Origin of the sequence: Aliiglaciecola sp. 3_MG-2023, from assembly GCF_030548205.1 — a bacterium.
Lineage (GTDB): Bacteria > Pseudomonadota > Gammaproteobacteria > Enterobacterales > Alteromonadaceae > Aliiglaciecola.
Genome location: NZ_JAUORV010000001.1, coordinates 54187 through 80710, shown reverse-complemented (window position 1 = coordinate 80710; position 26524 = coordinate 54187). Strand labels below are relative to the sequence as shown.

The window sequence follows — 26524 nt, the reverse complement described above, 5'->3', positions numbered from 1 at the left end:
GATGTCGGAAAAGCTACTTGAACGTATTAAGTCATTGCAAAATCAAGTGCCTGAAGCCCATACTGTTGCCTCAGGTAAACTGGTTCGTGGGATTGGCTTAACCTTAGAGGCTGTCGGTTGTCAAATGCCTGTAGGCAGCCAATGTTTAGTGCAAACCGTTGATGGACAAATTGAAGCGGAAGTTGTTGGTTTTGCCGAAAATATTACTTATTTAATGCCAACCGAAGCGGTAAAGGGGATCGTTCCAGGTTCCCGCGTAGAACCCCTTACCCGAGAGCCGGGGCTACCTGTTGGTATGTCTTTGTTAGGGCGAGTGGTGGATGGCAATGGGCAACCCTTGGATGGGTTAGGTGCCATTAAAGCTGAAAAACGCGTTTCATTGAGTAAACCCCCTATTAATCCTTTATCCCGTAAACCTATCTCTAATCCTCTAGATGTTGGCGTGCGTGCTATTAATTCGATGATCACCGTAGGTGAAGGGCAACGAATGGGCTTGTTTGCGGGAAGTGGCGTGGGTAAGAGTGTGTTGTTGGGAATGATGACCCGTGGCACCTCTGCCGATGTTGTCGTGGTAGGTTTGGTTGGCGAGCGTGGTCGAGAAGTAAAAGAATTTATACAAGACATTTTGGGTGATCAAGAAAGACAAAAATCAGTCGTTGTTGCCTCACCAGCAGATACGTCGCCCCTTATGCGCCTCAAAGGGTGTGAGACCGCAGTGGCGATAGCGGAATATTTTCAAGATAAAGGTTTGAATGTATTATTGTTAATCGACTCGTTGACCCGCTATGCAATGGCACAACGTGAGATTGCCTTAGCCGTTGGTGAACCTCCAGCTACTAAAGGTTATCCACCTTCAGTGTTTGCCAGACTACCCGCTTTAGTGGAAAGAGCCGGAAACGGAAAAGAGGGGCAAGGCTCGATTACAGCCTTTTATACTGTGTTAACCGAAGGGGATGATCTACAAGATCCCATTGCTGATTCTGCACGGGCTATTCTTGACGGACATATTGTATTGTCTAGAAATTTGGCAGAAGCAGGACACTATCCTGCCATAGATATTGAGTCGTCCATTAGCCGTGTGATGCCCATGGTTGTCAGTGATGAGCACCTAATGGCAAGTCGTCGTATCAAACAGGTATATTCCAATTATCAACAGAATAAAGATCTCATTAATATAGGCGCATACACTAAAGGAAGCGATCCTAGAATGGATTTAGCTATAGCTGCAGAGCCTGTTATCAATACTTTTCTACAACAAGGTATGAAGCAAATATTGCCTTACGACGAATGTCTCGAAGGGATGATGTCCTTGACGAAAGGGCTAGGTAACGGCTAATGGCAGAACGTCAACTAGAATTAGTGGCAAGGTGGGAAAAGGACAAAGAAGATCGTCTTGCTCAAGATTTTCAATTAGCCCAACAACATGCTGAGTTAAACAAGCAGAAATTGACTAGCTTGGAAGGTTATCGCTTGGACTATCTGCGTCAAACCCAAGTGAAAAGTGCCGATACCCTCAATATTGATAAATTTAACAAATTGCATTCTTTCATCGGCAAATTAGATAAAGCTTGTCAGCAACAAATGCAAGTACACAATCAGGCTGTTTTGGTCGCCGAACAACGAAAAGAGCTTTGGTTAGCCCAGCAGCGTAAACGCAAAGCTGTGGAAATGTTGTTGGATAAAAAACGTCAAGCAAGAGAAGTGAGAAATAATAAACTTGAACAGTTATTTATGGATGAGCTTTCCACCCAACGCTTTATCCGCAACCAATAAACATGCTTTTTTAACCCGTCTTTTCGAATAATAAATTTGCAGATTGGAACGCTCTTTGCTGTAGCCAGCTAATATGATTGGTTTACGTCATAAATCAATGCTGAAACGGGAATTAAAGATGCAAGATATTGCCACCACTAAATCAGAAATTGCCGCCTTGATGACTAAGGTGAATGATTATTCTGGCAACAATATTAGTCAACAGCTAGAGTTTCGCTCGTATTTAAAACAAGCTGATAAAGTGTATGGCCAGCCTGATGAGCCCCGTAAAAACCATATTGCTCAGGAAAATAGCAAAGCCAGTGAAGACACTCTGAAACAAGCCTTAACAGAAAAAAAGAAAGATAATTCGCGAGAATACGCTAAACCTGTTGAGCAAAAGTCAGCGGCCCAGACTCCTGAAACCATGACGGATGATTCTTCAGAAACTTCGGCTGGAAAAAAGACCCTAGATCCTGTCTCTCAAGAGCTTAATAAAACCACCAACGCTGATGTGGAAAAAGTAGCGTCGAAACATATTCAAAAAGAGCAAGGTGGAGAATTACAAAGCAGTAAAGAAGAGCTAGCACGAGGTACTTCTGAGCATTCAATAAATGACGAAAAAGCCTTTACCACTGGTGAAGAACAAACTAATGAGCTACTTGATACAGTAAACTCTGGAAACGTTGGCGAAAGCCAAGAAGGGCTAAACGATTGGTTGCTATTACTAGAAAAAAGTATTGCCAAGGCTAGCAACACTAGTGAGCAACTGCCCAATGAAAAGGGTGACATCGAAATTAGCGAAACCCACAACATTACTGGTGAGCAGGTTGAGTCCGATGGGGAGCTGGATTCAGAGTTAACCTTGTTTGAGCTATTGTCACAAAACGAAAATATTGAATTGCTAGATGAAAATGCTGTTCAAGAAACCTCGACAGTAAATACTGACGTAGAGACTGACAGTCCCGAGTCAATACCGCATAGTGTTCATCCCCAGACTGAAAGTACAGTGGACACTGAAGCTAGTAGTGAGGTTGCCAGCGAGCTGGCTAACAGTCTAACGACGGAGCAAGAAGCCGAACTCGCGCTGCACACTTTGAGCATCTTAATCACTGAATTACACGCCGCTGAGAGCACTTCTGAACAAAATACTGACACTACTGAAGTGCAGAGCCCCGATGAACTCATTACTCGTATTAGCGAGTTTTTAGAACAGCTCGATCCTGAGGTTATAGAAAGTCTACGAGAAAGGCTCACCCATGAGACTGAGTCTGTTGCCTTAGTCAACAATGTTATCCCAGTTGAAGACTCTGAAACAGAAAACGCCGTGATTGAAGATATGCAGTTGCTGCTTGGTTTGTTGAATGTTGCCAATGATCAAAGTGGTAAATCAACCAATGCCGATAACAGCGAAATGCATCAACAAGATGGCAATCCAAGTTTAAACGCGCAAGCACAGGTTAATGCTGTTACTGGAGAGCAGGAGATCCCCTTGTCTACGAAACCGTTAGACGAGAGTCTGGCGGTTTTACTCGATATACCTGCAGACAAACTAGATGCTGCGTTGACAAATCTTGCCAAACGTTTAGATATCAAACCCGCGACGAGTCAAGTTGATACTTCGCAGGTCACCCTTAAAACTGACTTTGTGAGTGCCCTAAAAAGTGGGATTGAAGAAGTAAAAGCACAACTGCAGCAAGGCCATCAGCCTGCAATCGATTTATCGGCATTAGTTAGTGATGCCGCTACTAAAGTTAACGCGATGCCCATAGTCCCAGAAGTATTGGATCATTCGGTCACGCGGTTTAATCAAAGCTTAGAATTAACCAGTCAATTAAACGCCAAAATAGAACAGCTACAGCATAATTTTGCGTCCGAGAGAAATTTAGTCAAAGAAAACGTAAATCAGGCGCAACATTTGCAAACTAAACAAGGTCAGCAAATGGCGCAATTTGACAAAGCGGTAAATATTACTCGCAATGAAGGATTGCAGCAATTGACTGAAAAAGTGCGTTGGATGGCGAATCAAAATAACTTGCAAGCTGAGATTCGTTTAGATCCACCCGATTTGGGCGCAATGAAAGTACGCCTAAATATGTCTGGGGATACCGCTAGCGTGAATATTGTGGTGCAATCACAGCAGGCAAGAGACGTACTCGAGCAGGCTACGCCAAGACTTAAGGAGCTCTTAGAGCAGCAAGGTATTGAACTTGGACAGTCTTCGGTGCAGCAAGAAAATAGCAATGACACGCAACAAGATTCAGAATATGTGGGCACTAATCAAGCTGATGAGAATATCCCCGGAGAGGAGACTCAGGTGATAGAACAACGAATTTCTAATGGCAGATTAGGCGGAATAGACTATTTTGTGTAATAGAAGTGCAATTGAGCGACTAGAATCGTTTAGTTCAGGCAATTTATTGATACAATGCACAAACAGTCATACTAAACACAACTGAGAAGACAATGGCAGAAGAAGAATTACAAATGGAAGAAGGCGGCAAAGGTAAAATGATAATTATTATCATCGTAGCCCTTGTCCTCATCGGTGGCGGTGCCGCCGCATATTTTTTACTGGGTAGTTCAGATGAGCCTGATATGGCTGCTGAATCAGAAGTCGCGGAAGCTTCATCTGATGATAGTGGGTCGATGTCTTCGGCGAATAAAGGAACAGCCTTATATGTCGCTATGCCACGTCCATTTGTATTTAACGTTCCTGGTCAGGGTAAAGACCGCCTTGCACAAATCAAAGTGCAATTAATGGTGCGTGGAACGGACAATGAAGAGATGGCGAAAATGCATGTGCCATTGATTGAAGGAACCTTATTAAAGGTATTCAGTAGTTCAAACGCAGATGATTTAGTCACAGAGGCTGGCAAGGTTGCCTTAAGGGATCAAGCCGGTAGAGAAGTACAAAAAGTGTTAAAAGAAACCGTTGGCAGTGAAGTGGTTGAGCAAGTGCTTTTCACTGGCTTTGTAATGCAATAATCGGTAAATGTTGATTTAAGCGAGCAAAACTTTGAGCGATTTATTATCACAAGACGAAATTGACGCGCTACTTCATGGTGTTGATGATGTTGAAGAAGAGGATACCGAAGATCTCGAATCTGATGGTTCGATGATTGAGTATGACTTTTCTTCCCAAGACCGCATTGTGCGTGGACGTATGCCCACCCTGGAAATTGTTAACGAGCGATTTGCAAGGCATATGCGGGTGAGCTTGTTTAATATGATGCGCCGTTCTGCCGAAGTATCTATCAACGGTATTCAAATGATTAAATTCGGTGAGTACATTCATACGTTATTTGTGCCTACCAGTTTGAATATGGTGCGTTTCAGACCCCTCAAAGGTACTGGCTTAATTACTATGGAAGCCCGATTGGTTTTCATTTTAGTCGACAACTTTTTTGGTGGTGATGGTCGTTATCATGCCAAAATTGAAGGACGTGAGTTTACGCCCACTGAACGCCGCATTACGCAAATGTTACTGAAATTGATATTTGAGGATTACAAAGAAGCATGGGCACCGGTCATGGATGTTTCGTTTGAGTATTTAGACTCAGAAGTTAATCCAGCAATGGCTAATATTGTCAGTCCAACTGAAGTGGTGGTCATTAGCTCATTCCATATTGAATTGGATGGCGGTGGTGGTGATTTCCACGTTTCTTTGCCGTACTCCATGTTAGAGCCCATTCGAGAGCTATTAGATGCGGGTGTGCAAAGCGACAAGGAAGATACGGATCTACGCTGGAGTAAAGCCCTTCGAGATGAAATTCTAGATGTAACCGTAGCTGTTTCAACCCATATGTTGGACGTGGATGTTTCCTTACAAAAAATAATGAATTTTGAACCAGGGGATATTATTCCCATTGAAATGCCCGAGACCATAACGGTTCTTATTGAAGACCTACCTACATTTAGGGCGAAATTAGGTCGTTCACGGGACAATATCGCGGTAAAAATTACCGAGAAAATTCCACGACCCACTTCAGTTAAATCTGAATTGCAATTATTAACGAAAGGCGGACGCCGAATAGATAGCGATGCTGAGCTTTCTATACTTGAAGAAGATTTATGAGCGTCTGCAACAACGAGGTAAAGAACAATGAGTGAAGATGATGCAATGGACGACTGGGCTGCAGCTATGGCTGAACAAGCTGAAGAAGAAGGTGCAGAAGGTAAAGCGGGTGATAAAGATAGTGAAGTGTCAGTAGCTGAGCTGGATGAACTATCTGAAGATGCCCCTATAACTCAAAAAGAAAAGAAAAAGCTCGATACAATCTTAGATATTCCTGTAACCATTTCCATGGAAGTGGGGCGCAGTCATATTAGTATCCGAAATTTATTACAATTGAACCAAGGATCCGTTGTTGAATTAGACCGAGTCGCCGGCGAACCACTTGATGTGTTAGTAAATGGCACGTTGATTGCTCATGGAGAGGTAGTGGTCGTCAACGATAAATTTGGGATTCGGTTAACGGATGTTATTAGTCAAATCGAGAGAATCAAAAAGCTCAGGTAATAAAAACTCATACAAATCATGGGTTTGGATGTCTCTGAGCCCATTTTTCATCCTTTCCAAAAGTGCTTTTGCACAAGTCGAAAGTCTTTCAAACCCCACCTCAGTAGTGTCAATTTTTCTATCATTATTGCTTGTGATCGTGATTGTGGTGGTGTTAGCCCTGTTAATGCGACGGTTTAACGTCACTGCAACGGGAAATGGTCAACTTCAGGTTGTGGCCTCTATGGTGGCTGGCACCCGTGAACGTATTATGGTCATCGAAGTGGGAGATGAACAGCATTTAGTGGGGGTTACGGCAACGAATATCAATCACTTAGCTAAGCTCGAACACGCTTTAGAAAAGCCCTCAAATTCCACATCAGATAGTTTTAAAGACAAGTTAACTCAAGCACTTGCCGGTAAAATTAACCCTAGTTTTGATAAAAACAATCAGCAAAAAAACGGACAAAACAATGATTAGATGTTTACTGGTGTTGTTGAGCGTCATTTTATTGGCTCCTGCTGATGCAATTGCGGCCCCGGGGGTGGATGCTCTCACTATCACTACAAATCCAGATGGCACACAAGACTATACCATGACCTTACAAGTGCTGGCGATTATGACCGCACTGAGTTTGTTGCCCGCATTTGTGATGATGATGACCTCGTTTACGCGAATTATTATTGTGCTGTCAATATTGCGTCAAGCCATAGGTCTGCAGCAGTCGCCTTCAAATCAAATATTAATTGGTGTGAGTTTGTTTTTATCGATGTTTATCATGGCGCCGGTCTTTGAGCAGATCAACGAAAATGCATTGCAACCTTACCTAAACGAAGAGATGACATCCTTAGAGGCGTATGAGCAAGCTAAGGTGCCAATGCGTGCCTTTATGTTGTCGCAAACTCGGATAAAAGATTTAGAAACCTTTGTTCAGTTAGGGGATATGCAAGGCCAGTTTGACGATCCATCTGAAGTCCCTATGAATGTGTTGATCCCTGCATTTGTAACCAGTGAGCTGAAAACGGCGTTTCAGATAGGGTTTATGTTGTTTATTCCGTTTCTTATTCTGGATTTAGTGGTGGCATCCATTTTAATGGCAATGGGGATGATGATGTTATCGCCGATGATCGTCTCTTTGCCCTTTAAGCTAATGTTATTTGTGTTAGTGGATGGTTGGAATCTAATTTTTGGCACCTTGGCAACAAGCTTTGGGTTAGGGTAGAGGAATACTAATATGTCACCAGAAGTCTTCGTCGAGATTCTAAAAGAAGCCTTACAAATGGTAATCTTATTGGTGTCGGCAATCATTTTGCCGAGCTTGTTTGTCGGCCTGATCGTTGCGGTTTTTCAAGCGGCCACTTCCATCAATGAACAAACCATGAGTTTTCTACCGCGGTTGATTGTGACCCTTTTAGCATTAAGTTGGGGCGGACATTGGCTAGTACAAAAGTTAATGGATTTCACTTTCAATATCGTTGAACGCATCCCAGAAGTCGTAGGTTAAGCTTTTGGAGTTTGCAGCTTCTACCATCACAAATTATATGGCAGACATGTTACTGCCCTTTATGCGTGTTTCTGGTTTGTTTGCCGCTATGATAGGCATTAGTGCGAAAACGGTTCCAACGCCAATCCGTACCTTACTAACGCTTTTCCTTACCTTATTAATTATGCCTGTAGTGCCACCTGTTGATATATCTGAAATATTTTCAGTGAGTACCTTTGTGTTAATTATTCAGCAGTTAATTATTGGTTTAGCAATTGGATTTATTTCAGCAATGATGCTGGATACCTTTGTCATTGCCGGACAAGTTGTTGCAATGCAAACCGGTCTTGGATTTGCCTCAATTGTTGACCCAGTCAATGGGATTAATGTGCCTGCGGTAGGTCAATTTTATTTGATTTTAGCCACATTACTCTTTTGGGCGCTGGACGGGCATCTAGCAATGATCCGCATGGTAGTTATGAGTTTTCAGGCATTTCCAATCGGTGAGGCCTGGTTTCAACCAGAACAATTTAAAGAAATTGCCCATTGGGCAAGTTGGATGTTTGTGGCGGCGGTAACTCTCTCATTAGCGCCCATTGTATCGTTGTTATTGGTGAACTTGGCATTCGGTGTGATGACTAAGGCTGCGCCTCAATTAAACATTTTTAGTATTGGTTTTGCCATTGCGCAAATTATGGGTTTACTGATTATTTGGTTAACCATGGATAACTTCACCCACCATTTCGAATTACAGTGGCAAAGAGCCCAGCAGTTAATGTGTAATTTGTTGCAAGTCTGCGCGACTTAAGGAAAGCATAGATGGCTGACTCAAGTGAAAAAACAGAAGACCCCACGGCAAAAAAGAAAAGTGACACCCGAAGAAAAGGTCAAATAGCCCGATCCCGTGAGTTATCAACCACTTTAGTCTTGGTGGGCAGTGCGATCGCGTTTTTATTAATTGGCGAAAGAATTGCCAGTGCTTTGTTTCAAGTAATGCAACGTACTTTCAAGCTTTCCAGAGATGAAAGCTACGATTTCAACCATATGTTTCAAGCATGGGGGTATGCATTTAAAACCATCAGTGTTCCAGTTTTGTTTTTTCTGTTAATCGCCATGATTGCCGGTATTTACGGCAGTATTGCTTTAGGTGGGTATAACTTTACTTGGCAATCAGCCAAACCTAAAGCGAATAAAATCAATCCATTAGCTGGTTTTAAACGCATGTTTGGAGTCAATGGTTTAGTGGAGTTACTAAAAGCAATTGCCAAGTTTGTCGTGGTCGCATCGGCGGCTTATATTGCTTTCATTGTTTTTCAAGATGAAGCGCTGCATTTGGATATGGAGTTATATCCGCGCAATCTTTTTCATGCTATGGATCTGTTGGCTTGGGCATTTTTATTCTTATGCTGTGCGTTAATTCCTATTGCTGCTTTTGATGTACCTTTTCAAACTTGGAAGCATGACAAAGAAATGAAGATGACCAAACAAGAGGTCAAAGACGAACGCAAAAACTCAGAGGGTGATCCGCTGGTTAAAAGCAGAATCAGAAAGCTTCAATATCAAGCCGCGGCGAAACGTATGATGCAAGAAGTGCCTAAAGCCGACGTAATAGTGACTAACCCCACCCACTATTCAGTAGCATTAAAATACGATAAAAATGGCACTACGGCACCTATTATGGTGGCTAAGGGGACCGATGAACTAGCTATGCACATACGTAAAATAGCAGGGGCTCACGGCATTCCTATTATTTCTTCACCACCATTGGCACGAGCTATATTCCACACAACGGAAGCAAATAACGAAATTCCCGAGAAATTGTTTATGGCGGTGGCACAAGTGTTAGCTTACGTGTACCAAGTTAAATCCTTCAAGAGCGGCAAAGGAAAACGACCTTCACCACTTAGCAAGAATTTACCGATACCAGAAGATATGCGTTATTAAAAACTGTCGCGAAGCGTTCTTAGACTGAAGCGTTCTTAGACCGAAGTTTTCTTAGACCGAAGTTTTCTTAGACTGCCAAATGCTTGTGAATTGATAGAGGCTATTCATCATTGTCAGCCGCCCGGATACGGGCTAAACGTTCTTCTTCTTCAGCGAACGCGGCTTTTATTTCTTCTAGCACGTTATCCACATCGGCAGCACTGTGATCAAATTCAAACTGCCCAGTTAATTCGGTTTCTGGGGTTAACTCGCCCGCTTCAAACAATGCCCACATTTCTTCAGCATAGTGAGTGTGATGTAGTTCTGGAGCAAATTCCCCGTAATAATCCGTCATATTGCGCACGTCGCGTTGCAGCATACTAAAGGCATTGTTATTTGCCGCAGCGTTGACAGCCTGAGGCAAGTCAATAATCACTGGGCCATAATCATCAACTAACACATTAAACTCCGATAAATCCCCATGGACTAAACCTGAGCATAACATCAGCATCACGTAAAACATGACCTGAGCATGATCTTCTAAGGCTTGCTGTTTAGACATGGAAACATCGTTTAAACGAGGGGCAACTTCACCATTTTCTGTGGTGACTAGTTCCATCAGTAACACGCCATCATAACAACCAAAGGGTTGGGGCACTCGTACTCCGGCTTTAGAAAGGGTAAAAAGGGCGTCAACTTCAGCGTTTTGCCAGGCATCTTCCAATTGTTTGCGACCAAACTTAGAACCTTTTTCCATGGCTCTAGCGCGGCGACTATTTTTTACCTTGCGGCCCTCTTGATACTGCGCGGCTTTTTTGAAGCTGCGTTGCATCACTTCTTTGTACACTTTGGCGCAACGGATCTCGCCTTGGCTTTTTACCACAAATACGGTGGCTTCTTTACCGCTCATAAGCTGGTAAAGCACTTCGTCAATCAGTCCGTCTTCGACTAGTGGTTGTAAACGTTTTGGAATTTTCATGGCGCGTTTATACAGTACTCACATCCGTTTTTAAATAGCTGGTGGATGAATTCTCTGATTTTAATTTAAGCAAACCGGGGTTTTTAACCATTAATTTAAGGTCACGTTATGACTCAATTTCCTTAACTCTGCCGACTTGACCATCTTCTAAACGCACTTTGATGCCGTGTGGATGATTCGGTGATTTGGTTAGTATGGCTGAAACGACCCCTTGGGTAAGATTACCGCTGCGCTGATCTTGTTTCAGTACAATTGCAACACTGCTGCCAATTCTAATATTAGAACGTTTAGTACCGTCCATTCCCGTCTCCTTTTAAACTAGTTCTGGTGTTTGTAAGCAGTTAAAACTTCGTCAATAAAGCCTAACCAAATATCATTAGGTTGCCAGATTGCTAACATGTCTTGTCTAGCCGCTTTTTCAGGTTTGTGTAATTGCGTTACTTGGTACAGGTAGGTAAATACTGAACCTCGCATATTGACGCGGCAATGGGTGAGGGTAACCCCGTCACTTGCGGTAAATTCTTGCATAACCCTAACGTATTCTTGAAAGTTTTCTAAGGTGGGGTTTTCCCATTCCACCGCAATATTATGATAATTCAAATTTATATTATCCATAAGTGCTTGGTGCTGAGTTCTGTCATCAGGAATGAGATCTACAACGTTGCTTAAACCTAAGGTTTGTAAACGTTGTAAATGCGCTTTGCTGGGCAAACCCGAGCTCACCATCTTCTCATTGTTCACCTGATAGTTTTTTAGTTCAGGTAGAGGGATATCAAGGGAACTTTCAGAGGCGAAGGCACTAAACATAAAACAACCCATTAACAGTATTACAGACGCAATGATCTTCACGACACTTCCCTAAATAATTTATTGGAGTTTGATTCTTTCGCACCCAGTAAAAAATACTTTTTAGTTACCGGAGCAACTTAGTTACAATGACATACAATAAACAAAGATAAAAGTTGTACTCAGGTAATTATGCGTCTTCATGACATTAATAAAGTTCTCTATCGCAAACGCTTAAATCGAATCATTGTGGCCTGTATCATCGCCTTAGCCGCCGGCAGTTTAGCTATTTCCCAACTACTCATTTTGCTATTTCCAGACGAAAGTGGCAGTCATTTTCATTGGAATTTTATCGGGGTTTTAGTCACTGCAATTAGCATCGGCTTGCTATTGAATAAATACCGCTATTCGGAGTTTATGACTGAAGTGGTTTATGTATGGGAACTGAAAAAAGCGCTGAATAAAATCAATCGTAAAATGCCCCAAATTAAGCTGGCTGCTCAACAGGGCAATGTTGATGCTTTGATTACCTTGCAATACTGCTACGCAGGCTCTCGGCAACTTTGGCAACTCGATGACAATACCATTACTATGGAAGAGTTAGCGATTCATCAAGCAGAACTCGACGGCTTAGCAACACAATATAATTTACGCTTAAATGCGAATGATTATAATGAGGGAATGTTGAAAAAATTTTAATGGGAACTCTTGGCTAATGGAATATCAACTGAAGATAACCTTTGAAAAGCGAATAAGATTATCTTCAGCTAAACCTATAGTGTTTGCGATTACTAAGCACTAAAACGTAGTGTTTTTTGTAGCTTTTCTTTCATTTTACCCACTGACTTGTCATGTTCACCTACCACAATGACATTGGCTTGATGACTGGTAAACATTTGCCCCTTCAAATGATGGCCTGAAAAGTTTTCTTCGCTGTGCATATCATTGGTTTGAGGTACCACAAACACAGTTACCTTTTCTCCATCTTCAGATTCCAAAACCAAATGGAAACTGCGAACGTTGTCGAATACACAAAAGTTAGCATAATAAATCCGTCCGACTTTCTGAGTGAACTCAGCACCTAGATTTGCTAACTGTACATTGACATTATCTAGGGCAAAGTCGCCGTTCACTTGTAATGCGTACCCATTGCCTTCTTGAGTAACGTGGGCTAACGCATGTTCGCCTAAATCAATCCCTTGTGGTTGCTGAAACAGACTAAAACTAATACCAATAACAAAGGCTACTGATGCGGCCACCGCTAAATGTATGCGACTCTTCGCTCGCTGAGTTTTAACCACTTCTGTCGATTGTTTTAAAATCAACTTTTCAGCTAGGTTATCAGGGACAGCAATGCTGGCAGCTTTAGCAATTGATTCATCTAGCTGTTTAACATCGTTCCAAAACTGTTGTTTTTTAGCATCTTCTTGAGCTGCTTGTATTACTTCTTCATCAGCACAATTAGGGTCTGCGTAAATGGTACGACGGAATGTCAAATCATCCATTTTTATAACCTCTACTGTTATTTGATTTCTCTAACGCTTCTTTTAATTGACTACGTGCTCTAAACAATCTAGTCATTACCGTATTTTTATTAAGATTTAATTGCTTAGCAATTTCGTCTCCGCTATACCCATACATAACTTGAAGTATAAGGGGCTCACGATATTCTTCGTTTAAATCTGCCATTAGCAATCTGAGTTCCTGATACTCAATTTCTAATTCGTTGGACAAATTATCTCCTTCCAAAGTCACATCATCCATATCGACTAAATCAAATTGTTTACGTTCAAATCTTCGTGCATTTTCACGACGCAATATGGTAATTAACCAAGACTTTGCGGCTTTCTCATCTTTTAATGAATCCAGCGATTTCCAAGCTCGTAAAAACGTCTCCTGAACGATATCCTCTGCCACAGCTTTATCTTTAACTAACCAGTAAGCGTACCGAAATATATCGGCATGCAAGCTATGCACTAAGGTCTCGTATCGTTTTTGTTTTACTACCACATCTTCAGAGACCGAGTCATTGGCAGATTGCTTTCGAAAAAACATAAGTTCTTAAACCTTTTTTATTAAGTTTATGATTAGTATAAGAATTAAATTTATAAAATGCTTACTGTAAATCTAGACTATCATGTTAGCGATTGATAGAGCCATAGACATTAAAAAATCCGGTGGATACCGGATTTTTCAACAAATACTATAGGTAGGTAGTCAATTTATTGCTGACTTGTTACCCAAGCGTTTATCTTATCTTCTAAGATATTAAGGGGCACAGGGCCGTCTTTTAAGATTTCATCATGAAATCCTCGTATATCAAATTTGTCGCCAAGGGTTTGTTGCGCATAAGCACGCAGTTCCATGATTTTTAATTTACCTATCATATAGGCGGTGGCCTGACCCGGCATGGCAATATAACGTTCAATTGCTTTTACGGAGTCACCCTCGGGATTGGGTGTATTTTCAACCAAATACTGTATGGCTTTTTCACGACTCCATTTTTGCGAATGAATACCGGTATCTACCACTAGACGGCACGCTCTCCAGAGTTCCATGGCTAAACGTCCAAAGTCAGAATACGGATCTTGATAGAATCCCATATCTTTGGCTAATTCTTCGGAATATAAGCCCCAACCTTCAGTATATGCAGTGAAAGACACATATTTTTGGAATTCAGGGATGCCTTCTAATTCTTGGGCAATTGCACGTTGCATATGATGGCCAGGAATACCTTCATGATAGGCTAAAGCTTCCATTTGGTAGGTTGGCATATCTTTCATATTGTACAGGTTCGCGTAGTAACTCCCTGGTCGTGATCCATCTTTAGAAGGGCTTTGATAAAATGCTTTGCCCGCAGATTTTTCGCGGAAAGGTTCAACGCGCTTCACTATCATTTCCGCTTGTGGCATTAATCCAAAATATTCTGGGATTGTATTTTTCATTTCGTTGATTAGGGCAGTGGCATCAGCTAGATACTGTTCACGGCCAGTATCATCATTGGCGTAGTAGAATTGATCACTGGTACGCATGAAAGTGAAGAAGTCCTGCAGTGAGCCATCAAAATTCACTTTATCCATAATTTCTTGCATCAAACCGTGGATACGCTCCACATGTTTAAGACCTATATCGTGAACTTCCTGGGCAGTGAGGTCGGTAGTGGTAAACCAAGCCAAACGATTGTCATACCATTTATCTCCATCGGGTAAGCGCCAAACGCCATCTCCCTCGGGAGATAAGTCACGTTGAATTTCTAGCTCGCTAATAAGTGCTTGGTAAGCAGGTAAAACAGATTCTTGTAATGCATCTCTAGCTTGTTTTTTCAGACCTGTCTTCTCGGCGTTGGAAATATCTAACGCTGCTAGCTTCTCTTGAAAATCTTTCCATATGGTGGAGTCTTCTGCTGATTCGATAAATGGGTTACCGCTAATCACATTTTGCGATGCCTGAATCATTTGATCATAAGACCATTTCGGTGGAAAAACCCCTAACTCTTGTCTAATTTTTAGTTGCTCTATTACTTGCGCAAATAATTCATCTACTTTATCCAAGCGAGATATATAGGCTTGAGCATCTTCAAGATTACCTACTCTGTGAATGTTCACCAAAAAGCTCGGTACTACAGTATGAAAGGCGCGAAACTGATCCATTATATAAGTGTGATGCCTAAACTTGTCATTTTCCAACCGACGTTGAATATCGACTTTGGCAATTTCCAAGCTCATTTTTTCTTGTTGACTAAGTTGCTCTGGATCAAATTCTTCTAAGTCTTTTAGCCTTTGCTGCATAATGGCGATATCTGTATCAGCGGCTTGGTCTGAAATGTCGTCCCATTTACCGTAATCCCACTTATAACCCAGATAGCTTTGTGACATCGGCGAGCGTTTTAAATCTGCTTCGAACATATCTGCAAAAAAGGCTGCGAGCCTTTCTGATTCACTGAGATTGACTTGTTCAGTTAGCTGTTTTTCGACCTGGGTTTGCGTGTCTGATGTGACCTTTGGCGCAGGTTCTGAGCAAGCAATAAGTCCGAGTGAAATTAGGCTTAAAGGAATAAATTTTTGTAATGTTTTCATGATGTAGTTTTCCTGGCGTTATGGCGCAATCCCTTAGGAAGCATAAAGGGGATGCAACGAAGGCGCATTCTTCTTATTTTTTATTATTTTTTGACGTATAGTCGTTAGCGCAGTTGATAGGGTATCACTTTTCCACTGTTTGTCACCTTGGGCATATTGGCTAGCGAACATTGTCTTCAATTCTTCTTGTAGATCTGAGTTTGTTATAGCATTTTCATCCAGTATTGTTGCGCCATAAGTTTCTGTCACGCTAGACTGCCATTTTAATAATGCTGGATATATTTCATTTGATTTGTGTCTCTTCAAGGCGGCTTTCAGTAACTTCCAGTTTTCTGACTCAGACTCGTTGGTACTCAGAGTTTGTTGGTTGGCATGTGAGATTGATTTTGGACGGCGGGTAAACCACCAAAGCGCTAAGGTCAATAACCAAATTACCAGTAAAACCCAGCTGCTGATACTCCAAATAGATTTTTCGGTGACGGTGACAATTTGGGGTTCCAGTGGCCCGCTTGCGGGACTGTCAATACTGGGAGGCGACTGAGTTTCTATTAATGGGTTTTGCGCTTCAGGTAACGAATTACCTTGATTCGAAGGCGCCGAGCTTGCCACTTCTATGCTACGAGCCGGTAACTCTGCGTATTCGGTTTGCTTAGTAAGCGTATTAAACCAAGCCACTTTTACTGGGGGTAATACAAAGTTTCCCGCTCGGTTAGGAATGATTGCAATATTTTCAACACGTTGCGCAATCACGTTATCATCTCTCGTTACCGACGCGGTTGTTGCTTGATCAGGATATACCTTAAAGTTAGGTGGGTATTGGCCAGCAATTTCCGGTAATTGTTGTTCAGAAACACCTAATACCGATAAGGTTAGGGTGCGGGTAATAGGTTCACCTACTTTAGCTTGCGATAAGTCGGGCTGCCATTCTTCATTTAACTGCACAAATTCGCTGGGTAACCAATGTCCGTCAAAATCTGATGGAATGGGTTGAACATCTAAAACTATATCTGGAGCCACACGGTTAATAGGTCTGGTTTGATTAAAATAACTAAAACTATTTTGACTGCGATCAATTACTTCGGCTTCGAATAAGGGACCTTTTATTTTGACTTGCCCACTAGTTTGCGGAATTACCGCGTAATTGCGTTCGATTATGCGATACCGCTGACCATCGACAATTTCAGAATAATCTTTATCTTTCCCAATAAGACTAATATCTGCGTTGTCCAACGTAGGTTCAGATAAACTTCCCCGTTGTAAACTGGTGGCAAGGTGAATTTTTACCTTATATTTCACCATTTGTTGTACATAAGGTTGGCCAACATCGACTTCGGCAGTAATAAAGGCTTCCCGTGCCTTACTATTGCTTGCCGCTGAAACAGGAATGACTCTAACGGTTATGGGTTGTGTCGACTTCCCGCCAACATTAAAAGCCGGAATGGTGAAGGTGCCTTCTTGGCGAGGGATTAAAATAGTTGTCCAAGTTGTCGAGCGGGTGGTATCAAAATTGACGACACGTGTTTGACTGCTTACCGATGTCCGACCAACAACGAAATCTTCTTCCAACACGCTAGGATCAAAATCAGCGTTGTTAGCAGAACCAAAAGCGACCACTGTCAGAACAATAGATTCATCCGCCATCGCTGGGTTTTTATCTACACTGGCGGTGACACTATCAACTTGAGCAAACACGCTAGATACCTTGATTAAGCTAAACACTAACAAGGTAAATAAAAGGGTTTTTCGGGTGAACAATTTAACTAACATGTTACCAATTCCTCTTCGACTGGCTTGGCGTGCGTTGACGACGTCGTTGTTGATTTTCCAATTGCATTTTGCGCTTTAACAGAAAAGACGGATCATCGGGGACGCGATTTAATAAGTTTTGTAATCTCTGCATTTCCTCACGCTCTTCATCCGTCATGCTTTCTTCTGCTTGCTGAAGTTGTTCAGCGGTTTGTTGCTGTTCAGTGTCTTGCTCTTGTTCAGATTCTTGTTGCTCTGATTGTGGATTCTGCTGTGAATCATTTTGCTCAGAATCACTTTGTTGTGGATCTTGTTGCTTCTGATCAGAGTCTTGTTCATTCTGCGATTGCTGTTGTTCTTGGTTTTGTTGATCCTGCTGAGATTCCTGATTTTGCTGATCCTGGCTTTGCTGATCCTGTTGAGACTGCTGATTTTGACTGTCTTGTTGTTCAGTCTGTTGATCGTCTGATTGTTGATGTTCAGAGTCGTCACTTTGTTGATCTTGCTGTTGTTGTTGCTCTTGCTCTTGTTGTTCTTGCTGTTCTTTTAGCTGCTCAAGAATTTCCTTGTTTTTTAGTGCTTCCGGGTGCTCTGGTTGCAGCTTTAAAACATCTTCGTACCGTTTTATGGCTTCGTCGAGCTCCCCAAGCTGGGCTAATGCATTCCCTTGATTGTAAAGAGCCTGAGGCCCTTCAGCTTGTGAAAATGCATCCAATGCTGCTTGATAATTGCCTTGTTTGTAAAGGGCGGCACCTTGCCACATAGGGCTTGCAAACTCTTTTGCAGCTTGATCATACTGTTCTTGCTGCAGTGCTTCCAAACCTCTTTGGTCGCTGTTTTTAAACCAATCTTGCCAACCCTCTGCAAATGCCGGTTGAGGCACTAACGAGCTGCTTACTAGCATAACAACAAAGACAGTCAGGTAACCGCGTCTAAATGCAAAAGCTGCAAGGGGCAATAGGAGCAATAATAAATATGGACCGGCTTCTTGCCATTCATCGCCAAATTGTTCACTGTCATCTTTGTTCGATGCGGTTTCGCGATTAATTAAACTTTGCTGGGTTAAATATTGAATATCACTGTCATTGGCCGAAATAGCATAAAATTTACCACCGCTTTTGCGGGCTAAACCTGACAACATTTGTGCGTCCATTTTAGGTACCACAATAGCGCCTCTATTATCTTTTAAAAAATCACCATCAAGTAATTGAATAGGCGCGCCTTGGGCTGTGCCTACTCCCAATATGGAAATTCGATAGGGTAAACTTTCAATGTAACTATTGAGTTCAGCGAGTTGAGAAACTTCCACACCGTCAGTGATCCAAAAAATTTCGCCTTCTAAAAAACCTGCATTTTTCAATAAATCGGCTGCCATTTTAAGGCCCAAATAGGGTTCACTACCTGCAACCGGCATTATTTCCGGCGATAGACTTGGCAGTAAGGTGGTCAAGTTCTGGGCATCTGAGCTTAATGGGCTGATGGTGAACGCATCACCGGCATAAGCGACCAATCCTACATCACCTTCTGAGATTTCATTAATTAAGTCTATGGCTTTGTATTTTGCCCGGGTTAATCTGTCAGGCTTTAAATCTGTGGCACGCATAGACATGGACATATCTAAAACCACGGCTTTTCCTGCACTGAGCTGAAACACTGGCTGAGGAAGTCGTTCCCAAGTGGGACCGGCCAAGGCGGTAACCGCAATAATCCACCCCAATGCCACTAGACTCAATGGAGGGCGTCTTTGGCGATTGCCTTTTTCTGCAATAAGGTGTTGATATAGGTGACTGGCCACTACTGACTGCCAACCAGATTGACGTCTATGTATGTTCATCAATAGTACGAGTAACAACAGCAATGGAATTAATCCAAAAAACCATTCAGGTCGCAAAAAATGGAAGCTATTCCAATCTATCATTGTTGCCTCCTAAATAGACGCTGGTTTATCCACGGCAAAACGCTTTTCAGGCCAATTAGAGCACTAAGAATAAGCGCCAGCATTAAGGGGTAGAAGTACAGTGCTTGTAATGGACGCATTTGTCGATTGTCTCTTTCAATCGGCTCTAGGGCATCTAAAATGCTATAAATTTGTTGCAAAGATTGCGTGTCTTTGGCTCTAAAGTATTGGCCACCGGTTGATTCTGCCAATTCAGTTAGCATTTTTTCATCTAGATCTCTTGATGGGTTAGTTTGACGTTGTCCAAAAAATCCTTGGGTAATCATCGAGTCTGCACCCACACCTATGGTATACACAGTGACATCATTATTGATGGCCAATTCATTGGCCTGAGCGGGCGTAATATTGCCCGCGGTGTTTTGGCCATCGGTCAACAAAATAATGACTTTGTTAGACTCTTCTTTACTCGCAAAACGTTTTATCGAAAGTCCAATGGCATCGCCAATTGCAGTTTGCTCGCCTACTAAGCCAATCTGACTCTCTAGGAGCAGTTGCTCAACGGTTTTTCGATCATAGGTGAGGGGAGCTTGTAAATATGCCGTGTCAGCAAACAAGATTAAACCAAGTCGATCGCCAACACGGCGTTCAATAAAATCACTCAATACGCTTTTAATCATAATTAAACGATTGACGCGGCGACCATTCACCACCATATCTTCTTGATTCATACTGCCAGATAGATCTACCGCTAACATGAGATCTCGTCCCTGGGAGGGAATATTAACTGGCTCACCCAACCACTGAGGACGTGCAGCTGCAAGAACTAATGCAATCCAAGCCAACGTCGCTAATAGCAAATTAAACCGATTAGGGCCGGTTTTTCTGCTGTTTGTTTGTATATTCGCAGTTAACGCTGGCACACGTAACGCGGCCCCTTGCTGTCTTTCTTTTTTAGGCAGTAATAACACTAATAACGGAAGGGGTAATGCAAACAATACCCACCACCAAGCAAACTCAAACATTTGCCGCCTCCTTCAAATCAGCAGAGAGATTTGTTTTGCGCTTTGGTGGTAACCCCGAGGATAACCATACCTTTGCAGTTGAGAAAGCTTGTTCTGCACTGATTAAGGGGGCATCCTGATACAATGAATTAACTAGTCCTTGCAGCTGCGACTCAAGACGTTGTTGCTGTTTGGGTGATAATTGAGAAATTAAAAATGCGCTCCATTGTGGGCCGTGCAAAGGCGCAATGTAGTCTGCTGGAAAGTAACTTAAGGCTGCGCGTTTTAGCACAATGTTAATTTGCGAAATTGCTTTTTTCTGCTTTAAGTCGATAGCCGATAGCTCCGCAAGAGCGGCCTTTTTCGCCTGACGATTAAGCATGTAGCGTCGCGTGGCATAAACAATAGCCATTACAACGATTAAAACGAAAATAGCGGATATCCACCATCCCCAAGCGAGGGGCCATATGCTCACCTCTTGAGGAAGCTGAATGTCGGCTAACTGATCTAGTGGATTCATGCATTATCTCCACGTTTTCCAACTAGCTGTTGTTCGATAGGACTGGCAGCACTAACATTTAATAACTGGGTTTTGCTTTGCTGCAATATACGGGATATTTGTTCAAACTGACGTTGATGTGAACGATGATATTGTTGAGAAACCGTTTTTTCTCCCAGCACTAAGGTTTGTTGATCAAATCCGTCGGTAATCTCAACCGTTTGTGAATTGGTAACCTTAGGTAAATCATGTTCAAAGGGATCGGTTATTGAGTATGCAATCACTTCACTGTGTCTTGAGATGCGGCTTAAGTGCTGTTTTGCCCCTTCATTTAGGTTTTGGAAATCACTGAGAACGAATACTAAGCTACCTGGATGAACGAGTCTTCGCAAACGGGCGCAAGCATCAGAGAATTGAAAACTTCCAGGCTCTAAGTCATTGGGCTGATGAACCTCAACTAAGCCGTGAAGCAGGCCTAATACCGCTTTTTTCCGGGTTAGCGGCTTGAACTCCCGATGTTGATGTTGGTTAAATACCAAACCACCAATTCGGTCTCCACGATTAGTAGCTGACCACGCAATAAGAGCAGCTAAATGGGCTGCTTGTACTGATTTGTAAAATAATTGGGTACCGAAGTGCATACTCGGAGAAAGATCTGCCAAGATAAAAATAGGTCGTTCTTTTTCTTCTCGGTATAGCTTTGTATGGGTTTTGCCAGAACGGGCCGTCACTCGCCAATCGATGGCTCTAATGTCATCTCCGGGTTGGTAGTGGCGCGCTTCATCAAATTCCATCCCGCGCCCTTTGGTTTTCGCTAAGTAGCTACCAGCCAACTTTGATTGAATGGTTTTACGGGGCACTAAATTAAGTAAGCTCGTTTTTTTCTGGTAATACAATAGCTGCTTGATGTTGAGGGAAACACCATCAGCATTTAACCGAGTTAACCAGTTTGATACATCTTGCATAGGATAAAACCTATGGTACTGGAACAAGTGTTAAAATGCGGTCCAGCAGCTGATTTGCATCAATTCCTTCAGCTTCGGCTTCATAACTTAGCAAAATTCTATGGCGTAAAACATTATGGAATACCGCACGAATATTGTCAGGACCTACAAAATCTCGTCCCATTAACCAAGCATGCGCTCTAGCACACTTATCTAACGCAATCGTTGCTCTTGGACTAGCGCCAAATTCGATCCACGTCGCCAGTTGCGGATCATATTTTTCGGGCGTGCGTGTGGCTATGATCAATTCAACTATGTAATTTTCTAGTGCCTCATCTAAATGAATTTGCAGTACCTCTTTGCGCGCAGCAAAAATATCCGCTTGATTCATAATCTCAGCATTAACGTTTTGGCTACCAAGGGCTTCGCCGCGGGTTAAGCGTAAAATTTCTAACTCAGTTTCTGCTCCAGGGTAATCAATTTCCAAATGCATCAAGAAACGGTCAAGCTGAGCTTCTGGCAATGGATACGTTCCCTCTTGCTCGATGGGATTCTGTGTGGCCATAACTAGAAATAGGTCTGACAGCGGATAGGTTTTGTTACCCACAGTGATTTGTTTTTCTGCCATGGCTTCTAATAACGCGGATTGTACTTTCGCTGGCGCACGATTGATTTCATCTGCAAGCACTAGGTTATGGAACAAAGGCCCTTTTTGAAAAACGAATTCGCCCGTCTCAGGACGATAGATATCTGTACCTGTTAAATCGGCAGGAAGCAGATCTGGCGTAAATTGTACGCGGTGAAAATTTCCTTCGACACCCTGGGCTAACGCGTTAACTGCACGCGTTTTAGCGAGTCCAGGAGGACCTTCAACCAACAGATGTCCATTTGCCAACAAAGCAATCATTATATTGTGGGTTAGGTTGTTTTGTCCGATGACTTGCGAATCTAAATACGCTTGTAGTCGTTTGAATTGTTCAACTGCCATTAATTTGTCCTAACTAGGATGAATAAAGGATAAAATTTGATAAATGCGATCTGCATTTTGCGCTACATACTGACACATCTTCTTATATAAGGTTCCCTTTTCGAAATACAATGTTACAAATCAGATAAATAGGAAGGAATCTATGCGAAAAGTTAATTTCTTAACTAGAATTTGAATTTTATCTAACACTCTGTACAATTGCTTTATATTTTACAGGTCAGACCACTCTGGCTAGCATAAAACGAGGACAAACAATGTCAGCAAAACAAACAGTTACTACCCGCAGTGGCGACAGGATTGCCATAGTCGCGGGACTACGCACACCTTTTGCGAAAATGGCGACGTATTTTCACGGCGTGCCCGCTGTTGATTTGGGGAAGTTAGTCGTAAATGAAATGATGACCCGAAATAACCTAGACGCTAATTTGGTTGAGCAATTAGTATACGGGCAAGTTGTGCAAATGCCAGAAGCGCCGAACATTGCTCGAGAGATCGTGTTGGGCACAGGAATGAACGTTCACACAGATGCATATTCAGTTTCCAGAGCATGTGCCACTAGCTTCCAAGCCACTGTTAATATCGCCGAATCTATGATGGCTGGCAATATAGCTGTTGGTATAGCGGGTGGAGCCGATTCTACTTCAGTGTCGCCAATTGGTGTGTCTAAAAACTTAGCGAGAGCCCTAACAGACCTACAAAAAACCAAGACACTTGGACAAAAGTGGAATGTGTTTAAAAAGCTCGGTTTTAAAGACTTATTGCCCGTTCCGCCCGCCGTTGCCGAATATTCCACGGGATTATCCATGGGACAAACCGCAGAGCAAATGGCCAAAACCCACAATATTTCACGGCAGGATCAAGATGCCCTTGCTCACCGGTCTCATTCGCTTGCTGCGAAGAGCTGGAATGAAGGAAATTTAGCCGATGAAGTTATGACAGCTTACGCAGAACCCTATAAAGGAGCTCTGGAGAAAGACAATAATGTGAGGTTTGACTCCACCTTAGAAGGTTACGCCAAGCTTCGCCCCGTTTTTGATAAGAAGCACGGAACTGTCACCGCGGCAAATGCCACGCCATTAACCGATGGGGCTTCTGCCATCGTTATGATGACTGAAAGTCGCGCAAAAGAATTAGGTTATACACCACTGGGTTTCATTCGCAGTTATGCATTTTCTGCCATAGATGTGTGGGAAGATATGCTGATGGGGCCGTCTTATGCTTCGCCAATCGCATTAGATAGAGCTGGAATGAGCTTAAATGACCTAACCTTGATTGAAATGCATGAAGCCTTCGCAGCCCAAACATTGGCGAACCTTAAAATGTTTGCAAGTGACAAATTTGCACAAGAAAAGTTAGGCCGAAGCAAGGCTACGGGTGAAATTGATATGGATAAATTTAATCAAATGGGAAGTTCAATTGCTTATGGGCACCCATTTGCAGCAACAGGCACGCGGATGATTACCCAAATGTTGAATGACCTCAACCGCAAAGGTGGTGGAGCTGGTTTAGTGACGGCATGTGCTGCCGGCGGACTGGGTGCCGCTATGATTGTTGAAACAGAGTAAGGGGAATTACGTGGATAAAGTAAATAAAGAAACTGAAGAAACACAAGTAAACCAAGAAACTCAAGCACCTAAAGCATCTCAACAAGATAGTGCCTTCACTCTGGACGTGCAAGATAATGGCGTTGCGATTTTGACTATCGATGTGCCAGGTGAGTCGATGAACACGCTAAAAATGGAATTTGCAGAACAAATTTCAGTCATGTTAGATGAAATCGAAAGTAATAGTAAAATCAAAGGCGTGGTGGTTGTCAGCGGCAAAGAGAGCTCTTTTGTTGCCGGGGCAGACATTAGTATGTTGGCTTCGTGTGAAACTGCCCATGACGTTGAAGTGATCGCCACAGGTGGCCAGAAAATCTTCCAACGCATCGAGAATATGCGAGTTCATTTTGTTGCCGCAATTCACGGCCCTGCATTAGGCGGTGGGCTTGAGTTGGCATTAGCCTGTCACTCAAGGGTATGCAGTGACGATAAGAAAACACAATTGGGATTGCCAGAAGTACAGTTAGGTTTATTACCTGGCAGTGGCGGGACGCAACGCTTACCCCGTTTAATTGGTATTCAGCAAGCCATGAAAATGATGCTCACTGGTGCGCCAGTCCGTGCTAAACAAGGGTTAAAATACGGAATTGTTGACGATATGGTACCTCGCTCAATCCTAATGGATGTGGCGATAGAAAGGGCCTTAACGGCAAAACCTCAACGTAAACCGGTCAAAATGAATTTGACCAGTCAATTCTTAGAAAAAACGCCCATAGGACGAAACACCCTTTTCAAACAAGCTAGAAAACAAACCCTAAGCAAAACAAAGGGTAACTATCCGGCACCTGAGTTGATTATTGACTGTATCGAAACGGGCATCAATAAAGGAATACAGGCGGGTATGACAGTAGAGGCGAAGAACTTTGCTTACTTGGTCATGACCCCTGAATCTGAACAGCTGCGAAATATCTTTTTCGCTACCACTGAAATGAAAAAAGAAACCGGTGTCAGTGGTGTCGAGCCAGGTCAGTTGAAAAAAGTCGGCGTTTTAGGTGGTGGCTTAATGGGCGGTGGCATTGCTTTTGTGACTGCTACTAAAGCTGGCTTGCCCGCTAGAATTAAAGATATACGCTCAGAAGGCGTAGCAAATGCGATGAAATATTCGTATGACCTTCTCAATAAAAAAGTCAAACGTCGTTTTATGCGAAAGTCAGAAATGCAACAACAAATGTCATTGTTAACTGGCAGTGTTGATTACTCAGGTTTTAAAGATGTTGACGTTGTCATTGAGGCTGTTTTTGAAGATCTTGACCTTAAACAGGCAATGGTCAAAGATGTAGAAGAGAATTGTAATGAAAATACTATTTTTGCTTCTAACACCTCTTCCATTCCCATTGGCCAAATTGCAGAAAAGGCTGCTCGTCCAGAACAAGTAATAGGTCTGCATTATTTCTCACCTGTAGACAAGATGCCCCTTGCCGAGGTGATAGCCCACGACAAGACTTCTGACCAAACCATATCTACTACTGTAGAGTTAGCCCGAAAACAGGGTAAAACACCTATAGTTGTCAAAGATGGAGCTGGTTTTTATGTTAACCGAATACTTGCTCCTTATATGAACGAAGCCGCGAATATCCTTTTATCAGGCGAGCCCATTGAACATATCGATAAATCTTTAGTTAAATTTGGATTTCCAGTGGGCCCGGTTAAGTTGCTTGATGAAGTAGGTATAGATGTAGGTACTAAAATAATCCCTATTTTGATGGCCCAGTTTGGCGAGCGTTTTAAGTCGGCAGATGCGTTTGATAAAGTGCTAGCAGATGATCGCAAAGGCAAAAAGAATAAGCGTGGTTTTTACAATTATTCAGGGAAAAATGCAGGAAAAGAAGTCGATGAGAGTGTCTATGAACTTTTAGGTATTACGCCCCAGCAAAGTTTAAGCGCAGTCGATATATCTGAACGCTGTGTTTTATTAATGCTTAATGAAGCGGTTATGTGTTTGCAAGAGGGGGTCATTCGCAACCCTAGGGATGGCGATATCGGCGCAATCTTTGGCATAGGCTTTCCACCCTTTCTTGGCGGTCCTTTTCACTATATGGATAAGTTAGGCGCAAAATTAGTTGTTGAACGTCTGCAGTTTTACCAGAATAAGTTTGGAGATAAGTATATTCCAGCAACTAAATTAGTTGAAATGGCAGAAAATGATCAAAGTTTTTATTAAGTTACTGAATTTATTAATAATTTTAAGTGGGTGGTAATTATTAAGTTTAGTTAATAATGTCTAAAATGTAACTTAATTGTTAAAAGTCGGGCTTTGCTCGACTTTTTTATTTGATATTACTAAAACGTCTGGTTTCGCAAACTGACTTGAGTATAATTCGCGCAATTGAAATGCAACTTTGGT

Annotated in this window: 26 protein-coding genes; 14 read left to right on the top strand and 12 right to left on the bottom strand. The window is 42.4% G+C overall.

The window, feature by feature from the left end; genetic code table 11:
* The first annotated feature begins 1 nt into the window (after position 1).
* From fliI to flhB, 11 genes are all read left to right on the top strand, one after another.
* A complete protein-coding gene (gene fliI, locus Q4574_RS00395; RefSeq protein ID WP_303470186.1) occupies positions 2-1336 on the top strand; it encodes a flagellar protein export ATPase FliI in 1335 nt (444 codons plus the stop codon).
* On the top strand, positions 1336-1773 hold the full coding sequence (fliJ, locus tag Q4574_RS00390) for a flagellar export protein FliJ (RefSeq protein ID WP_303470184.1): 438 nt from the start codon (positions 1336-1338) through the stop codon (positions 1771-1773). Before fliI ends, fliJ begins: the two co-directional genes overlap by 1 nt.
* Positions 1774-1891: 118 nt before the next feature.
* Positions 1892-4126 (top strand): flagellar hook-length control protein FliK, encoded by a 2235-nt coding sequence (locus Q4574_RS00385; protein ID WP_303470182.1) that lies wholly within the window; start codon positions 1892-1894, stop codon positions 4124-4126.
* A 92-nt stretch (positions 4127-4218) separates the two neighbouring features.
* The gene (gene fliL, locus Q4574_RS00380) at positions 4219-4740 is read left to right on the top strand and encodes a flagellar basal body-associated protein FliL (RefSeq protein ID WP_303470180.1); all 522 of its coding nucleotides are present in this window, start codon (positions 4219-4221) and stop codon (positions 4738-4740) included.
* Positions 4741-4771: 31 nt separating this feature from the next.
* Positions 4772-5830 (top strand): flagellar motor switch protein FliM, encoded by a 1059-nt coding sequence (fliM, locus tag Q4574_RS00375; protein ID WP_303470178.1) that lies wholly within the window; start codon positions 4772-4774, stop codon positions 5828-5830.
* A gap of 27 nt (positions 5831-5857) precedes the next feature.
* On the top strand, positions 5858-6274 hold the full coding sequence (gene fliN, locus Q4574_RS00370; protein ID WP_303470176.1) for a flagellar motor switch protein FliN: 417 nt from the start codon (positions 5858-5860) through the stop codon (positions 6272-6274).
* Entirely contained in the window at positions 6234-6734 is a 501-nt protein-coding gene (gene fliO, locus Q4574_RS00365; RefSeq protein WP_303470174.1) for a flagellar biosynthetic protein FliO, read from the top strand. Before fliN ends, fliO begins: the two co-directional genes overlap by 41 nt.
* The gene (fliP, locus tag Q4574_RS00360; protein ID WP_303470172.1) at positions 6727-7476 is read left to right on the top strand and encodes a flagellar type III secretion system pore protein FliP; all 750 of its coding nucleotides are present in this window, start codon (positions 6727-6729) and stop codon (positions 7474-7476) included. The genes fliO and fliP overlap by 8 nt, the downstream gene beginning before the upstream one ends.
* Positions 7477-7488: 12 nt before the next feature.
* Positions 7489-7758, top strand: coding sequence for a flagellar biosynthesis protein FliQ (gene fliQ, locus Q4574_RS00355; RefSeq protein WP_303470170.1), 270 nt, complete (start codon positions 7489-7491; stop codon positions 7756-7758).
* Positions 7759-7762: 4 nt separating this feature from the next.
* Complete coding sequence (gene fliR / locus Q4574_RS00350; protein WP_303470168.1) at positions 7763-8545, top strand: flagellar biosynthetic protein FliR; 783 nt, start codon at positions 7763-7765, stop codon at positions 8543-8545.
* Positions 8546-8556: 11 nt separating this feature from the next.
* Complete coding sequence (gene flhB, locus Q4574_RS00345; RefSeq protein WP_303470166.1) at positions 8557-9681, top strand: flagellar biosynthesis protein FlhB; 1125 nt, start codon at positions 8557-8559, stop codon at positions 9679-9681.
* A 100-nt stretch (positions 9682-9781) separates the two neighbouring features.
* Here the strand turns inward: flhB and Q4574_RS00340 are convergent, their stop codons facing one another.
* The 3 genes from Q4574_RS00340 to Q4574_RS00330 form a co-directional block, all read right to left on the bottom strand.
* Positions 9782-10639, bottom strand: coding sequence for a PA4780 family RIO1-like protein kinase (locus tag Q4574_RS00340; protein ID WP_303470164.1), 858 nt, complete (start codon positions 10637-10639; stop codon positions 9782-9784).
* Between the two features lie 106 nt (positions 10640-10745).
* On the bottom strand, positions 10746-10940 hold the full coding sequence (locus Q4574_RS00335) for a YwbE family protein (protein WP_303470162.1): 195 nt from the start codon (positions 10938-10940) through the stop codon (positions 10746-10748).
* Positions 10941-10957: 17 nt separating this feature from the next.
* The gene (locus tag Q4574_RS00330; RefSeq protein WP_303470160.1) at positions 10958-11488 is read right to left on the bottom strand and encodes a protein tyrosine phosphatase family protein; all 531 of its coding nucleotides are present in this window, start codon (positions 11486-11488) and stop codon (positions 10958-10960) included.
* Positions 11489-11617: 129 nt separating this feature from the next.
* On the opposite strand from Q4574_RS00330, the gene Q4574_RS00325 reads away from it, so the two are divergent.
* The gene (locus Q4574_RS00325; protein WP_303470158.1) at positions 11618-12124 is read left to right on the top strand and encodes a DUF3087 domain-containing protein; all 507 of its coding nucleotides are present in this window, start codon (positions 11618-11620) and stop codon (positions 12122-12124) included.
* A gap of 92 nt (positions 12125-12216) precedes the next feature.
* Here Q4574_RS00325 and Q4574_RS00320 read toward each other — a convergent pair whose 3' ends face one another.
* The 9 genes from Q4574_RS00320 to Q4574_RS00280 form a co-directional block, all read right to left on the bottom strand.
* On the bottom strand, positions 12217-12930 hold the full coding sequence (locus Q4574_RS00320) for a DUF3379 family protein (RefSeq protein ID WP_303470155.1): 714 nt from the start codon (positions 12928-12930) through the stop codon (positions 12217-12219).
* A complete protein-coding gene (locus Q4574_RS00315) occupies positions 12923-13480 on the bottom strand; it encodes a sigma-70 family RNA polymerase sigma factor (protein ID WP_303470152.1) in 558 nt (185 codons plus the stop codon). Before Q4574_RS00315 ends, Q4574_RS00320 begins: the two co-directional genes overlap by 8 nt.
* Positions 13481-13647: 167 nt before the next feature.
* Positions 13648-15501, bottom strand: a complete 1854-nt coding sequence (locus Q4574_RS00310; RefSeq protein ID WP_303470149.1) for a DUF885 family protein — start codon at positions 15499-15501, stop codon at positions 13648-13650.
* A 33-nt stretch (positions 15502-15534) separates the two neighbouring features.
* On the bottom strand, positions 15535-17268 hold the full coding sequence (locus tag Q4574_RS00305) for a BatD family protein (RefSeq protein WP_303470146.1): 1734 nt from the start codon (positions 17266-17268) through the stop codon (positions 15535-15537).
* A 1-nt stretch (position 17269) separates the two neighbouring features.
* Positions 17270-19165, bottom strand: coding sequence for a VWA domain-containing protein (locus Q4574_RS00300; RefSeq protein WP_303470144.1), 1896 nt, complete (start codon positions 19163-19165; stop codon positions 17270-17272).
* A complete protein-coding gene (locus Q4574_RS00295) occupies positions 19162-20166 on the bottom strand; it encodes a VWA domain-containing protein (protein ID WP_303470143.1) in 1005 nt (334 codons plus the stop codon). The genes Q4574_RS00300 and Q4574_RS00295 overlap by 4 nt, the downstream gene beginning before the upstream one ends.
* The gene (locus tag Q4574_RS00290; RefSeq protein WP_303470141.1) at positions 20159-20665 is read right to left on the bottom strand and encodes a DUF4381 domain-containing protein; all 507 of its coding nucleotides are present in this window, start codon (positions 20663-20665) and stop codon (positions 20159-20161) included. Before Q4574_RS00290 ends, Q4574_RS00295 begins: the two co-directional genes overlap by 8 nt.
* Positions 20662-21609: a DUF58 domain-containing protein gene (locus Q4574_RS00285; RefSeq protein ID WP_303470138.1), complete on the bottom strand. Its 948-nt coding sequence runs from the start codon at positions 21607-21609 to the stop codon at positions 20662-20664. Before Q4574_RS00285 ends, Q4574_RS00290 begins: the two co-directional genes overlap by 4 nt.
* A gap of 10 nt (positions 21610-21619) precedes the next feature.
* Entirely contained in the window at positions 21620-22576 is a 957-nt protein-coding gene (locus tag Q4574_RS00280; protein ID WP_303470135.1) for a MoxR family ATPase, read from the bottom strand.
* A 254-nt stretch (positions 22577-22830) separates the two neighbouring features.
* On the opposite strand from Q4574_RS00280, the gene fadI reads away from it, so the two are divergent.
* Positions 22831-24141 carry an acetyl-CoA C-acyltransferase FadI gene (fadI, locus tag Q4574_RS00275; RefSeq protein ID WP_303470133.1) on the top strand — a complete coding sequence of 437 codons (1311 nt, stop codon included), beginning with the start codon at positions 22831-22833 and terminating at the stop codon, positions 24139-24141.
* A 10-nt stretch (positions 24142-24151) separates the two neighbouring features.
* The gene (gene fadJ / locus Q4574_RS00270; RefSeq protein ID WP_303470130.1) at positions 24152-26341 is read left to right on the top strand and encodes a fatty acid oxidation complex subunit alpha FadJ; all 2190 of its coding nucleotides are present in this window, start codon (positions 24152-24154) and stop codon (positions 26339-26341) included.
* Positions 26342-26524 lie beyond the last annotated feature (183 nt).

Coding starts and splice junctions, on each gene's coding strand:
- fliI (WP_303470186.1), top strand. CDS start 2: ATGTCGGAAAAGCTACTTGAACGTATTAAGTCATTGCAAAATCAAGTG.
- fliJ (WP_303470184.1), top strand. CDS start 1,336: ATGGCAGAACGTCAACTAGAATTAGTGGCAAGGTGGGAAAAGGACAAA.
- Q4574_RS00385 (WP_303470182.1), top strand. CDS start 1,892: ATGCAAGATATTGCCACCACTAAATCAGAAATTGCCGCCTTGATGACT.
- fliL (WP_303470180.1), top strand. CDS start 4,219: ATGGCAGAAGAAGAATTACAAATGGAAGAAGGCGGCAAAGGTAAAATG.
- fliN (WP_303470176.1), top strand. CDS start 5,858: ATGAGTGAAGATGATGCAATGGACGACTGGGCTGCAGCTATGGCTGAA.
- fliO (WP_303470174.1), top strand. CDS start 6,234: ATGTTATTAGTCAAATCGAGAGAATCAAAAAGCTCAGGTAATAAAAAC.
- fliP (WP_303470172.1), top strand. CDS start 6,727: ATGATTAGATGTTTACTGGTGTTGTTGAGCGTCATTTTATTGGCTCCT.
- fliQ (WP_303470170.1), top strand. CDS start 7,489: ATGTCACCAGAAGTCTTCGTCGAGATTCTAAAAGAAGCCTTACAAATG.
- flhB (WP_303470166.1), top strand. CDS start 8,557: ATGGCTGACTCAAGTGAAAAAACAGAAGACCCCACGGCAAAAAAGAAA.
- Q4574_RS00340 (WP_303470164.1), bottom strand. CDS start 10,639: ATGAAAATTCCAAAACGTTTACAACCACTAGTCGAAGACGGACTGATT.
- Q4574_RS00335 (WP_303470162.1), bottom strand. CDS start 10,940: ATGGACGGTACTAAACGTTCTAATATTAGAATTGGCAGCAGTGTTGCA.
- Q4574_RS00325 (WP_303470158.1), top strand. CDS start 11,618: ATGCGTCTTCATGACATTAATAAAGTTCTCTATCGCAAACGCTTAAAT.
- Q4574_RS00320 (WP_303470155.1), bottom strand. CDS start 12,930: ATGGATGATTTGACATTCCGTCGTACCATTTACGCAGACCCTAATTGT.
- Q4574_RS00315 (WP_303470152.1), bottom strand. CDS start 13,480: ATGTTTTTTCGAAAGCAATCTGCCAATGACTCGGTCTCTGAAGATGTG.
- Q4574_RS00310 (WP_303470149.1), bottom strand. CDS start 15,501: ATGAAAACATTACAAAAATTTATTCCTTTAAGCCTAATTTCACTCGGA.
- Q4574_RS00305 (WP_303470146.1), bottom strand. CDS start 17,268: ATGTTAGTTAAATTGTTCACCCGAAAAACCCTTTTATTTACCTTGTTA.
- Q4574_RS00300 (WP_303470144.1), bottom strand. CDS start 19,165: ATGATAGATTGGAATAGCTTCCATTTTTTGCGACCTGAATGGTTTTTT.
- Q4574_RS00295 (WP_303470143.1), bottom strand. CDS start 20,166: ATGTTTGAGTTTGCTTGGTGGTGGGTATTGTTTGCATTACCCCTTCCG.
- Q4574_RS00290 (WP_303470141.1), bottom strand. CDS start 20,665: ATGAATCCACTAGATCAGTTAGCCGACATTCAGCTTCCTCAAGAGGTG.
- Q4574_RS00285 (WP_303470138.1), bottom strand. CDS start 21,609: ATGCAAGATGTATCAAACTGGTTAACTCGGTTAAATGCTGATGGTGTT.
- Q4574_RS00280 (WP_303470135.1), bottom strand. CDS start 22,576: ATGGCAGTTGAACAATTCAAACGACTACAAGCGTATTTAGATTCGCAA.
- fadI (WP_303470133.1), top strand. CDS start 22,831: ATGTCAGCAAAACAAACAGTTACTACCCGCAGTGGCGACAGGATTGCC.